Consider the following 12,867-nt stretch of genomic DNA (forward strand, 5'->3'; position numbering starts at 1 on the left):
TAGCCCGGTCTGGTAAGCGCCGCCGGGGACCACCTGCAACAAAGCCAAGATAATTAACACAACAACAAGACAGAAAAGGAAAATAGTATGCACGATCGGCGTCTCGCCGCCCGCGCGGGTGAACTCAAGCCCTCCGCCGTCCGCGAACTTCTCAAGCACAGTAAACTGCCGGGCGTGATCTCGCTTGGCGGCGGCATTCCGGCCCCGGAACTGTTTGATACCGAAGGCCTGGAGCTGGCGGTGCAGAAGGTGATGAGCGAGCGTTTTCATGACGCATTTCAGTACGGTCTGACCGAGGGCTACCCGCCGCTGCGTCAGGCGGTGAGTGAAATCTGCCACTCCCGTGGCGTGACCTGTTCAGCCGCTCAGGTCTATATCACCTCCGGCTCCCAGCAATCGCTGGATATCGTTGCCCGCACGCTGCTCGATCCAGGCGATACTATCGTCGTTGAGCGACCCACCTATCTGGCGGCGCTGCAGGTGTTTCAGCTGGCGCAGGCCAATATCCTCAGCGTCGATACCGATGATGACGGGATGCTGGTGGAGCAACTGGCCGACCTGCTGGAGACCACCCGCGTCAAAGCCGTCTACCTGGTGCCGACGTTCGGCAACCCCGGCGGTAAAACGCTGAGCGAGGCGCGTCGTCGCCGACTGGTCGAGCTGGCGAAAAAATATGACTTCGTCATTCTGGAAGACGATCCCTACGGTGAAATTAGCTTTACTGACGCCGTGCGACGTCCGCTCTATCAGCACGCCGTTGAGCTGGGCTGTGAAGATCAGGTGGTTTACACCTCGACGTTTTCAAAGATCCTCGCGCCGGGGATGCGTATCGGCTGGATCGTCATGCCGGACTGGCTGGCGCAGCAGACGGTGATCGTTAAGCAGGCGGCGGATCTGCATACCAATATGCTGTCGCAGGTGATCACCGCGGAATACCTCAGCCTGAACCGGCTGCAAAATCAGATTGCGTTGATTCGCGAAGACTATCGCAAGAAGTGCGTGGCGCTGGCCGACGCGCTGGAGAGTCGCCTTGGCGAGCATCTGGAATTCAGCCGCCCACAGGGTGGGATGTTCCTGTGGGCGCGTTTCCGCTATCCGTTCGATACCATGGCATGGATGAAGAAAACGCTGGAAAACGGCGTTGTGTACGTCCCGGGGGAAGCGTTCTATCACGATAATCCGGATACCCGTACCCTGCGCCTTTCCTACTCCACGGTGTCGGAAGCGGGGCTGCTGACCGCCGTTGAGCGGCTGGCGGCCTCCCTGTAACGACCCTGCAGTGCGCCGCTTAGCGGCGGCGCACCCTCTTCGCCTCAGTAGCGAGAGGGGGTGACGCTAGCGTTCAGCGCTGGGGTCACTCCGTATCGGCGATGCGATCATCCAGCCAGACCAACATCAGCGCTGCGAGAAAAGCCACCGCAAAGGTACCAATAAACAACCACATAGATGTCCCTCACGGGTTAATTATTTTGCTGATTTTACCGGAGAGCGATCGTTTCGGTCGGAGATGGAGATTTTTGTCCCAGCCGAATGGCTGGCGAGAGAGAAAAAGTCATCGGCATCAATATCGAAGTTAAGAATAATTTCCCTGTATTCCCCACCGTTAATTAACGCTTTGGCTTCTTTAACACTACTGGCAATAATGACAGGCATCAGTTTTATCTCATTTTGAAAACTGAGAAGCAAAATAAGAGTTAGTTCGTACCAGATCAACTACTTTTTATCGTATGCGACCGCAGAAAAAAACGACATCCCGTGGCCCGGCGATAGAGGAGGATTTTGTGACAGCGATCGGCTCATCAACAGCGGGATCTTATCGGACGCTGGGACGGGCTGCTGTTTCGCCAGCCCGCCGGGATTATTCACCCTGCTGTTTTGCCCGTAATATCTCGCCGCAGCGCTGCCGGTCCTGACGCAGCGTCTGCTGTTCCTGCGGGCTGAGCTGATGCCAGGTGTCCAGCATCCGCTGCCCCAGCGCCGGCAGGTAATGCGCTTTATGCAGCGCGTAGTCTGAATTCCCCCCCTCGACGATGTTTTGCATATCGTCGAGGAACTGGCGGCTGTCGTCATGATCGATCACGCAAAATAGCGCCCGGTAGTAAGCTTCGTCTTCCTCGGTGTAATGCGGGGTGAACCACCAGACCAGCAGCGCGGTAAGCGCCAGCAGCGGGATAATAAAGGGTAATTTTTTCAACATCAGTTTTTCGGCCGGAGACAATCAGCCGTCAGTGTACCTGCAACGACGTCAGGATGTAAGCGCCGGCCCCGGCGGGCCGGCACGGGCTAGTAGCCGACCGGGTAGATGCGGCCGGTCTGCACCCCTTCAATGCTGCGGCGATAGGCCTGCGCCACGGCGGCGGCGGGGACGCTGGCAAAGCCCGGGAAAAAGTCGCCGTAGGCCGCCAGCGACTCGCTGAGCACGGTGGGGCTGATAAGATTAATGCGGATCCCGCGCGGTAGTTCGCAGGCGGCGGCGCGCACAAAGCCTTCCAGACCGGCGTTAACCGTCGTGGCATTGACGCCCTGAGCAATCGGCTCCTGCGCGACAATGCCGCTGACCAGAGTAATCGACCCGCCGTCGCGCAGGAAATGCTGGCCGATCAGCGCCAGGCGAATTTGCCCCAGCAGCTTGTCCTGCAAACCGAGGTTGAACTGGCTATCGGTCATGGTGCTTAACGGCCCAAAGTGCAGATTGCCGGTAGTGGAGACGATGGCGTCTACTTTGCCGGTCTGCGCAAACAGCGCCTCGACGCTCCCCTGGGAGGTAATATCCACTTGATAATCCCCCCGGGTGCGGCCGACGCGGATAACGTCATGTCTCTGGCCCAGTTCTTCGCTGACCGCGCGACCAATGGTGCCGCTGGCACCGATAACGATAATTTTCATGGCTGACTCCTGGTGAGGTGAAAGCCTATTCTTTAATAAAACGGATATCGGATAAACTGGCTAAAAGTTAGAACATTACTAACCAGAGGTTAGCAATATGGATAAGCTGCGAGGGATGGAGACGTTTATTGCCGTGGTGGAGTGCGGCAGCTTTACCGGGGCGGCGTCGCGCCTGGGGCTGTCGGCGGTAATGGTCGGGAAATACATCGCCCATCTGGAAGCCCAGCTGGCGACGCGTCTGCTGGAGCGTAACACCCGACGCCAGAGCCTCACCGACGCAGGGCGGGTCTATTTTGACGAAGCGAAACGGGTGATGGAGCAGGTCTCCATCGCCGAAAGCGCCGTTGAGCGGCTGCGGCTGGCGCCCGCCGGCACCCTGCGGGTGAGCGCGCCCACCTCGTTCGGCGCCAGCGTGATCGCGCCTCTGACCGCCACCTTTCTGCAGGCCTGGCCAGCGGTCCGGGTGGAACTGGATCTGACCAACCGGATGGTCGATCTGGTGGATGAAGGTTTCGATCTGGCGATCCGCATTGGCGAGATCCATCAGGAGGATCTGGTGGCCCGCTATCTGGCGCCCTATCGGATGGTGATCTGCGCCGCGCCGGCTTATCTGGCGCGTTACGGAACGCCAGGGACGCCGGAAGATCTCGCCGATCATCTCTGCCTGTCCCATACGGTCTGGACCGCGCGCAACGAGTGGCGGCTGCCGGGCATGGAGGGGGAAGTGCGCTGGAAGCGCGATGCGGTTTTGCGCTGCAACGATGGCTATGCGCTGCGCCAGGCGGCGATCGCCGGGGCCGGGCTGCTGATGCAACCGGAGGTGCTGCTGGCCGATGCGCTGGCCAGCGGCAGCCTGATGCGGGTGCTGGAGGCGTGGACCCCACAGCCAAGGCCCGTGCATCTGCTCTGGCGCCAGGATCGCCGGCCCCTGCCGAAGCTGACGCAGTTTATCGCCCACCTTCAGCAGGGAATGGCCGACGCGCTGGCGACGACCCGCGCGTCGGAATAATCACTCCTCCCGTAGCGCCTGCTGCCAGTCGGCAATCAGATCGTGAGGATCTTCGATCCCGACCGACAGGCGGATCAGCTGCGGCGTGATGCCGTTCGCCAGGCGCTTCTCCAGCGGGATCGAGGCATGAGTCATGCTGAAGGGCTGGCTCACCAGGCTCTCCACGCCGCCCAGACTCTCCGCAAGGGTGAACCAGCGCAACTTGCTGATGATGCGTTCGGCGTAACCGTCATCGCCCTTCACCACGACGGAAATCATGCCGCCGGGCAGGGCCATTTGCTGGCGCGCCAGCTGATGGTGCGGGTGCGAGGCCAGCCAGGGGAACCAGACTCGCTCCACCTCCGGCTGCTGTTCCAGCCATTCGGCGAGCTGCAGCGCGTTCGCGCTGTGGCGCTCCATCCGCAGCGCCAGGGTACGGATGCCGCGTAGCGTCAGGAAGCTGCTGAACGGGTCGAGTACACCGCCTACCGCATTCTGCAGGTAGCCAAGCTTTTCCGCGAGCTCAGCGTTATCGCCAACCACCGCCAGGCCGGCGACGACATCGGAATGGCCGTTGAGGTACTTGGTCGCGGAGTGGACCACCATATCAAACCCATGCTCCAGCGGGCGATGGATCGCCGGCGAGGCGAAAGTGTTATCGGCGACGCTGATCAGGTTATGGCGGCGCGCGATGGCGGCGATGGCGCTGAGATCCGCCAGCTTCAGCAGCGGGTTGGTGGGCGTCTCCACCCAGATCATGCGCGTATCGGGGCGGATCGCCGCTTCAATCCCCGCCAGGTCGTCGGGTTTCACCCAGCTCACCTGCAGACCAGCGCTACGGCGGCGAACGTTTTCCAGCAGGCGGTAAGTACCGCCATACACATCATCGACCGCCACCAGGTGGCTGTCCTTATCCAGCAGCTCCAGCACGGTGGAGATGGCGGCCAGCCCGGAGGCGAACGCGTAGCCGCGCGTGCCGTTTTCCAGGTCGGCGATCGCCGTCTCCAGCGCGTGGCGGGTAGGATTCCCGCTACGGGAATATTCATAGCCGGTATGCTGCCCCGGCGCCGGCTGAGCAAAAGTGGAGGTGGCATAAATCGGCGGCATCACTGCGCCGTGGCTGTCGGTGAAGGTTCCGCTATGTACGCTCAGGGTGTGGATAGATGACATAAAAAATTCCTTATTGTGCGACTCGGTTGCGCCAGGCGGTCAGTACATCGCTGCGGGTGACCAGGCCAAGAAAACGCGCGTTGTCAGCGATCACCGCCACCAGACCGCGATCGAGAATGGCCTGCAGTTCGCTCTCTGGCGCACGCTTATCGAGAGTTTCAACATGGCGGCTCATCGCTTCACTGACCGGCAGCGAGAAGCGTTGGCGATCGCCCTTTACGTGGCGGATCAAATCCCACTCATCGACGATGCCGACCACGCGGCCATCCTCCAGCACCGGCAGCTGGGAGATGTCATACAGCCGCATGCGGGTAAATACTGCGGCCAGGGTGTCGTCCGGCGCGGCCGTGACGGTGGCGCCTTCGTCATGGCGCAGGGCGATAAAATCACTGAGATCGCCCTGTTCGGGGCGGGCGATCAGTCCCTGCTGGCGCATCCAGTCGTCGTTGAACATTTTTGACAGGTATTTATTGCCGCTGTCGCAGGCGAAGGTCACCACCCGCTTCGGACGGCTTTGCGCCCGGCAGTAGCGCAGCGCGGCGCTGAGCAGGGTGCCGGTGGAGGAGCCGGCCAGCACCCCCTCGACCTGCAGCAGCTGGCGCGCGGTGTGGAACGCTTCGCGGTCGCTGACGCGATAGGCGGTATGCACCCCTTCCAGCCTGGCCAGCGGCGGGATGAAATCTTCTCCAATCCCTTCGACCAGCCAGGATCCCGTTTCGCCGTAGCGTCCGGTATCAACCTGATCGGCAAGGATCGAGCCCGCCGGATCGGCGAGGATAAATTCCGTTTTTGGCGAATGTTCTGCAAACCAGGCCTGAAGCCCGCCCAGCGTGCCGCCGGAGCCAACGCCGACGACGATGGCGTCTATGTCTCCCTCCAGCTGCTGGAAAAGTTCTGGCGCGGTGGAGGTAGCGTGCGCCAGCGGATTCGCGTCGTTGTTAAACTGGTCGATGTAAAAAGCCCCCGGCGTTTCATCGGCAAGGCGGTGGGCATAATCCTGGTAGTAGGCCGGGTGGCCTTTATTGACGTCGGAGCGGGTGAGCAGCACTGTCGCGCCCAGCGCCCGCAGGTGAAAGATTTTCTCGCGGCTCATTTTGTCCGGCACCACCAGGATCAGGCGGTAATTTTTCTGCGCCGCAATCAGCGCCAGGCCGAGGCCGGTATTGCCGGCGGTGGCTTCGATAATTGTCCCGCCGGGGGCCAGTTTTCCCTGGCGCTCGGCTTCGTTAATCATCGACAGCGCAACCCGATCTTTAATTGAGCCGCCCGGATTCTGATTTTCCAGTTTTAAAAACAGACTGCAGGGGCCGGTATCCAGTTTGTGCAACTGGAGCAGGGGAGTATGACCGATCAGGTCGCTCACGGAATGAAACAGTGACATAACCATTTACCCACTCGTTTAAGATATTTTTGCATGGTAGGTCTGTGAAATCGGTTATTTAAAGAATATTTCTCTGTCATTTAGCGCAAAATGGAATATAAGATGCTATTCAGCCATCCGGAGGGAAAGCAGGGTAGCCGCCTGGGCGGATCGATTGCCAGAAAAGGGCGTTTTTAGCCGCTTTTGGCGACAAAAAGGCGATTTTAATCAGCGTGTTATCTGATATCTGGCAATGTATTTGCGAAAAGATTCTATGGGGAACAGGCCTGCGCTTGCCGTTAAGTGGCAGCGGGCTGGCCAGGAGAAAAGCGCAGCAGGGAAATCACGGGTTTACGCAGTTCGATGAAGAGTCCGGATGCAGAAAAGCAAAAACCCAGCCATAGGCTGGGTTCTTTAAATAGTGGTGCCCGGACTCGGAATCGAACCAAGGACACGGGGATTTTCAATCCCCTGCTCTACCGACTGAGCTATCCGGGCAACGGGGCGCATTAAACCGTAATCGCCGCGCCTCGTCAACGAAATTTATCTGTTTTGCAGCAGACTGAACAATCTATCACCACATTGCGCTAAAAGCACGCGTCTTCAGGCAAAAAACAGCGTCCAGGCCGCTGAAATCGGCATCGCCAGCACCAGCGCAGGCAGCATATTCACCACGGCAAACATTTTTATTCCGCAGATGCGCAGCCCGGTGGCCACCAGCAGCATACCGCCGACGGCGCTGAAATCCGCCAGCATCATCGGCGTGGTGAGCGGCATAATGATCGCCGCGCAGGCCGCGAGGGTCAGCTGGATAAGCAGCATCGGCACGCTGATGGCGGCGACGGCAATGCCCAGGGTGCAGGCGAAAATGGTGGCGGTGAAAAAATCAAGAAACGCTTTGGCAATCAGAATGCTGGCGTCGCCGGTCATCCCTTCGCGCATGGCGCCGAAGACGCCGGTGCCGCTGGCGCAGAACAGGACGATAATCGCCACATAGCTCTGAATATAGGAGTCATGCGCCGAGGCCTTTTTCTTACCCTTCGATGACAGCAACTGCTGAAGCTGACTGACCAGCGTATTTATGCCTTTTTCCATATTGCATATTTCGCCGAGCAGCGTTCCCACCAGGGTCGACAGCACCATCACCGGCAGATTGGCGCATTTAATCACCAGTAAAATACCGATGCCTAATGACGCCAGGCCAAAAATTGAGGTCATGGATGTGCGGATCCGTTCCGGCAACCGCTGGCTGAGTAGGGCGCCTAACACGCCGCCGACCAGCACCGCGCTGGCATTAATAAAAGGTCCTGTAACCACGCTGACTCCTGTTAAATATCCCTGATAACCGACTGATTATGACGTTAACCCGCCGTGAAAGCTTGTGTATCCGTGATATAAGTGCATACGGTTTTCATCTTGCGCCTGCCAGGGAAAGGTGCCATGATTGCGCGAATTTTCTCCTCCCTGATATGAGGCCGCCGATGACGACACTGCCATTACCTCGCCAGCGACGCCGCGCACAGATGCGTGGGCTGCCTCATCTTGCTACGCTTACCCCTTCGTTCACCATGCGGTGAAGGACACGTATGCTCACTGTAGGGCAACAGTAAGATCGGACGCGTCTGCTTTTACTGATGTCCGGCGGTCGGAGCTGAATCCGTCAGACCCGGACACATCGTTGGGCAAGGTTTCCCTTGTCTGAGATTTTTACACTCCCGATACGGGCATTTGCGCTTATGAAATCCATGCACATTGCCGCCAGCTGCGAGCTGGTCACCCGCTTGTCCACCCACCGTCGCGTTGTGGCGCTGGACAGTACCGATTTTACCGATGTGGCGGCAGTCGTCATCACCGCGGCGGACAGTCGCAGCGGTATCCTTGCCCTCCTCAGGCGTAGCGGATTTAACCTGCCGGTCTACCTGCTGAGCGAGACGGCGGTCGATAAGCCGGAGGGGGTACAGGCGGTGATCGCCGGTAAAGATCAGGAGTGGCTCGAGCTGGAAGCGGCGGCCTGCGATTATGAAGCGCGTCTGCTGCCGCCGTTTTTCAATACGCTGACCCAGTACGTCGAAATGGATAACAGCACTTTTGCCTGTCCGGGACACCAGCACGGGGCCTTTTTCAAAAAGCATCCCGCAGGCCGTCAGTTCTATGACTTTTTTGGCGAAAACGTCTTTCGCGCCGATATGTGTAACGCCGATGTAAAATTAGGCGATCTGCTGATCCACGAAGGGTCGGCCAAGCATGCGCAGAAGTTCGCCGCGAAGGTCTTTAATGCGGATAAAACCTACTTCGTCCTTAACGGCACCTCGGCGGCCAACAAAGTTGTGACCAACGCGCTGTTGACCCGCGGCGATCTGGTGCTGTTCGATCGCAACAACCACAAGTCAAATCATCACGGGGCGCTGATTCAGGCGGGGGCGACGCCTGTCTATCTTGAAGCCGCGCGCAATCCGTTCGGCTTTATCGGCGGCATTGACGAGCGTTGCTTTGATGAGCGCTACCTGCGGGATCTCATCCGCGAAGCGGCGCCAGAGAAAGCCACGGCCGCTCGCCCGTTTCGCCTGGCGGTGATCCAGCTCGGGACCTATGACGGCACGGTCTATAACGCCCGCCAGGTGGTCGATAAAATCGGCCACCTCTGCGATTACATCCTGTTCGACTCGGCGTGGGTGGGCTATGAGCAGTTTATCCCGATGATGGCCGACTGTTCGCCGCTGCTGCTGGAGCTGACGCCGGACGATCCGGGCATTTTTGTCACCCAGTCCGTACACAAGCAGCAGGCCGGTTTCTCGCAGACGTCGCAGATCCATAAAAAGGATAACCATCTGCGCGGCCAGGCGCGCTTCTGTCCGCACAAGCGGCTGAATAACGCCTTTATGCTGCATGCCTCCACCAGCCCGTTTTATCCGCTGTTCGCCGCGCTGGACGTCAACGCCAAAATTCACGAAGGCGAGAGCGGCCGCCGCCTGTGGGCCGAATGCGTGGCGCTGGGCATCGAGGCGCGCAAAGCGATCATCGCCAACTGTAAGATGATTCAGCCCTTTATTCCGCCGATGGTGGCGGGGCGCCCGTGGCAGGATCACCCGACCGAAGCGATCGCCCGGGAGCGTCGTTTCTTCAGTTTCGAACCGGGCGCGCGCTGGCATGGTTTCGAGGGCTATGCCGACGACCAGTATTTTGTCGACCCGTGCAAGCTGTTGTTGACTACCCCTGGCATCGACGCGGAGAGCGGGGAGTACAGTGAGTTCGGCATCCCGGCGACCATTCTGGCGCATTACCTGCGGGAAAACGGCATCGTGCCGGAGAAGTGCGATCTCAACTCGATTCTGTTCCTGCTGACGCCGGCGGAAAGCGCCGAAAAAATGGCGCAGCTGGTGGCGATGCTGGGGCAGTTTGAACAGCATATTGAAGCGGATACGCCGCTGGCCGATGTGTTGCCGACCATCTACAACAAATATCCGGTGCGCTATCGCGACTATACCCTGCGCGAGTTGTGCCAGGAAATGCACGATCTGTACGTCAGCTTTGACGTGAAGAGCCTGCAAAAAGAGATGTTCCGTAAACGGAGCTTCCCGCGGGTGGTGATGAATCCCCAGGATGCCAACCGCGAATTTATCCGCGGCGACGTGGAGCTGGTGCGTCTGAGCGAGGCGGAGGGCCGCGTCGCGGCGGAAGGGGCGCTGCCGTATCCGCCGGGGGTATTATGCGTGGTGCCCGGTGAGGTCTGGGGGGGCGCTGTGCTGCGCTATTTCCTCGCGCTGGAGGAGGGGGTCAATATGCTACCGGGCTTCTCGCCGGAGCTGCAGGGAGTTTATAGCGAGACGGATCCGGACGGCATTAAGCGGCTGTATGGCTACGTGTTGAAGGGATAAAAAAATGCCCCGCCGAACAGGCGGGGCGTTTTACTTTTGCCGATCACGCGCTCTGCTGCGCGGCGGTCGGCTGTCTGACGTGTTTGTATTTGAACAGCGCCACGAAGGCAAAAGCCAGCGCCAGCGAATAGCCGGCGAAAATCAGCCACACGCTCTGCCAGTTAGTGATCCCTTCGACGGTAAAGTGCTCCACCACTTTGCCGCTCACCATGCCACCGAGAATACAGCCGAAGCCGTTGGTCATCATCAGGAACATCCCCTGGGCGCTGGCGCGGATTTCCGGGCGCACCTCTTTCTCAACGAACACTGAACCGGAGATGTTGAAGAAGTCGAAGGCGCAACCGTAGACGATCATCGACAGTACCAGCAGCACGGTGCCGAACGGCGTCGGGTCGCCAAAGGCGAACAGGCCGAAGCGCAGCATCCACGCCACGATACTCATCAGCATAACGTTCTTAATGCCGTAGCGGCTGAGGAAGAACGGGATGGTCAGGATAAACAGGGTCTCGGAGATCTGCGAGATCGACATCAGCACCGAGGCGTGTTCGACGATAAAGCTGCCGGCAAACAGCGGATCTTTATCGAAGCTGTGCAGGAAGGTATTACCGAACATGTTGGTGATTTGCAGCTCGGCGCCGAGCATCATTGAGAAGATAAAGAAGATGGCCATGCGCTTGTTTTTAAACAGCGCGAAAGCGTTAAGCCCCAGCATCTCCGTCCAGCTTTGATTACGCTGGGCGTTAGCCACCGGGATCGTCGGCAGCGTCAGGGTGAACAGCGCCAGCAATACCGACAGCGTCGCACCGATGTACAACTGCATATGGCTCAGCTCAAAGCCGGAGAAGCTGACGCCCCACATGGCGAAGATAAAGCCGATAGTGCCCCAGATACGGATCGGCGGAAAATCGGTAACGATATCCAGCCCCGCCGACTGCAGGCGATAGTAAGAGATGGTGTTAATCAGCCCCAGCGTCGGCATATAGGCCAGTGAGTTGAGGAGGATCACGAGGAACATTTCGCCCGGCGTGGTGACCTGCGCCGCCAGATACAGCGTCAGCGCACCCACCAGGTGACAAACGGCATACACCCATTTGGCGCTAATCCACTTGTCGGCGACGATGCCGAGCAGCGTCGGCATCAGCACCGCAGCGATACCGAGCGAGCTATAAACCGCGCCGATTGCTGCGCCGTCAAACTTCAGGGTGACAAACATGTATGAGCCAAGCGTGGTAAGCCAGCTCCCCCAAAGACAGAACTGCAGGAACGACAGTATTTTGAGCTGCAGCTTAAGATTCATGTAGTTATCCTCACGAATATGGGCTTGTTATGTTTTTAAAATAACATTAAACCCGTTATTTTGATGCGATTCTATCATTCGCCAACCGAAGGCTTCTGTTAACTGCCGCAGAAAACCGAAAGATATTGCACCGTATGGCGCAGAAAAAACGCGGCCTCAGCGCGGGGCTGAGGCCGGTGTCAGGAGGGGGTTATTTACGGCGGTAGCTTTTCTGCGCCGTGTTAACTTTATACAGATAGCGGCGCGATTCCGCCGAAGGATGGCGGGTAGTCAGGGTCTGGTAGACGTCCCCTGGCGCCATGCTGTTGATGATATTGGCCGCCTGGACTTTATCGCTGGAGAAGACCCGCAGCACGCTGCCGGCGCCGCCGTTATAGGCGGTGATCACCGCGTAGCGACGCGAGGTGGGGTTATCGATGCCGGCGAGGTAGACATTGTTCAGCATCGCCAGGTAGGCGGTACCGGTGTCAATGTTATTCGCCGGGTCGAACAGATAGCTGCGGCTTGGCAGGCCCGATTTACCCTGGGAACGGAAGACGTCTCTGCCGGCGCTGTGCTGGACCACCTGCATCAGCCCCATGGCGTCGGCATGGCTGACCGCATAAGGGTTAAAGGAGGATTCGGTCTGCATAATCGCGAGGATCAGCGACTCATCAACCCCATACTTACGCGAGGCCTGACGCACCATGCCGAGGTATTTATGCGCACGTTTGTCGAGGTGGTTCGGCACCAGGTTGATGGTGATGCTGTAGACCACGCGCAGGCCGTTGTTGCGGCTCTTCAGGCGGGTTTGCAGCAGATAGTCGGCAAAGCGCGCGGCGCGCCACTCCCAGCGAATCGATGCCCCTGTGTTATCCACCACCTGGCCATAGAGGAACGGCTCTTTGGAGATCTGAATGTCATCGACATCGGAATAGAGGTCGATGGAGTTGGGGTCATCGCCCATCAGCAGGGTTTTGACGATCGCCTGGCGCAGTCGTCCGCGCGGATCGGTGCCGGCGATGGTCTCTACGGTGATCGTCCCTTCATCGAAGTTTATGTGGCTGCGGGTTTGATACTGGTCGGTGTATTTGACGTAGTCCTTCGGCCCGGCGAGCAGGACTTCGTTGTACCCCCAAATGTTCTCGATGTTGTGGGCAAACTGGCCCATCAGGATATCAAAACCGTTGGTATCCTTGACCCAGGCCTCGTTGTATTCGGCGCCTTTTTTATTGGAGCTGGAACACGAAACGAGCAACGGCGCAATCAGCGCGAGCGCTAAGTATTTTTTCATCATTCCGGGCGTGCGTGT

The 12,867-nt window shown here is 58.7% G+C and carries 11 protein-coding genes and 1 tRNA gene; 3 read left to right on the forward strand and 9 right to left on the reverse strand.

Annotation, left to right across the window (positions count from 1 at the left end; genetic code table 11):
• Positions 1–87 precede the first annotated feature (87 nt).
• A complete protein-coding gene (locus QLG03_RS14750; RefSeq protein ID WP_032454059.1) occupies positions 88–1,269 on the forward strand; it encodes a PLP-dependent aminotransferase family protein in 1,182 nt (393 codons plus the stop codon).
• A 195-nt stretch (positions 1,270–1,464) separates the two neighbouring features.
• Here the strand turns inward: QLG03_RS14750 and QLG03_RS14755 are convergent, their stop codons facing one another.
• The 3 genes from QLG03_RS14755 to QLG03_RS14765 form a co-directional block, all read right to left on the reverse strand.
• Positions 1,465–1,653, reverse strand: coding sequence for a hypothetical protein (locus QLG03_RS14755; RefSeq protein ID WP_004205204.1), 189 nt, complete (start codon positions 1,651–1,653; stop codon positions 1,465–1,467).
• A gap of 205 nt (positions 1,654–1,858) precedes the next feature.
• Entirely contained in the window at positions 1,859–2,197 is a 339-nt protein-coding gene (locus QLG03_RS14760; RefSeq protein ID WP_132133765.1) for a hypothetical protein, read from the reverse strand.
• An 86-nt stretch (positions 2,198–2,283) separates the two neighbouring features.
• Entirely contained in the window at positions 2,284–2,886 is a 603-nt protein-coding gene (locus tag QLG03_RS14765) for a short chain dehydrogenase (RefSeq protein WP_048335284.1), read from the reverse strand.
• A 97-nt stretch (positions 2,887–2,983) separates the two neighbouring features.
• Between QLG03_RS14765 and QLG03_RS14770 the strand changes: the two genes are divergently transcribed.
• Positions 2,984–3,895 (forward strand): LysR family transcriptional regulator, encoded by a 912-nt coding sequence (locus QLG03_RS14770; RefSeq protein WP_087824488.1) that lies wholly within the window; start codon positions 2,984–2,986, stop codon positions 3,893–3,895.
• Here QLG03_RS14770 and QLG03_RS14775 read toward each other — a convergent pair whose 3' ends face one another.
• The 4 genes from QLG03_RS14775 to QLG03_RS14790 form a co-directional block, all read right to left on the reverse strand.
• On the reverse strand, positions 3,896–5,044 hold the full coding sequence (locus QLG03_RS14775; protein ID WP_109546941.1) for a PLP-dependent aspartate aminotransferase family protein: 1,149 nt from the start codon (positions 5,042–5,044) through the stop codon (positions 3,896–3,898).
• A gap of 10 nt (positions 5,045–5,054) precedes the next feature.
• On the reverse strand, positions 5,055–6,431 hold the full coding sequence (locus QLG03_RS14780; RefSeq protein WP_255988802.1) for a cystathionine beta-synthase: 1,377 nt from the start codon (positions 6,429–6,431) through the stop codon (positions 5,055–5,057).
• Positions 6,432–6,826: 395 nt separating this feature from the next.
• Positions 6,827–6,902 (reverse strand) — tRNA-Phe (locus QLG03_RS14785).
• A 105-nt stretch (positions 6,903–7,007) separates the two neighbouring features.
• Positions 7,008–7,721: a DUF554 domain-containing protein gene (locus tag QLG03_RS14790; protein ID WP_023291007.1), complete on the reverse strand. Its 714-nt coding sequence runs from the start codon at positions 7,719–7,721 to the stop codon at positions 7,008–7,010.
• Positions 7,722–8,140: 419 nt separating this feature from the next.
• Here QLG03_RS14790 and QLG03_RS14795 point away from each other — a divergent pair, with 419 nt between their 5' ends.
• Entirely contained in the window at positions 8,141–10,279 is a 2,139-nt protein-coding gene (locus QLG03_RS14795) for an ornithine decarboxylase (protein ID WP_023291006.1), read from the forward strand.
• A 43-nt stretch (positions 10,280–10,322) separates the two neighbouring features.
• Here QLG03_RS14795 and QLG03_RS14800 read toward each other — a convergent pair whose 3' ends face one another.
• Complete coding sequence (locus tag QLG03_RS14800) at positions 10,323–11,576, reverse strand: nucleoside permease (RefSeq protein ID WP_023291005.1); 1,254 nt, start codon at positions 11,574–11,576, stop codon at positions 10,323–10,325.
• A gap of 190 nt (positions 11,577–11,766) precedes the next feature.
• Positions 11,767–12,849, reverse strand: a complete 1,083-nt coding sequence (mltC, locus tag QLG03_RS14805; RefSeq protein ID WP_002916629.1) for a membrane-bound lytic murein transglycosylase MltC — start codon at positions 12,847–12,849, stop codon at positions 11,767–11,769.
• Positions 12,850–12,867 lie beyond the last annotated feature (18 nt).

The organism is Klebsiella sp. V115_8, from assembly GCF_029967715.1.
Classification (GTDB): Bacteria; Pseudomonadota; Gammaproteobacteria; order Enterobacterales; family Enterobacteriaceae; genus Klebsiella; species Klebsiella quasipneumoniae.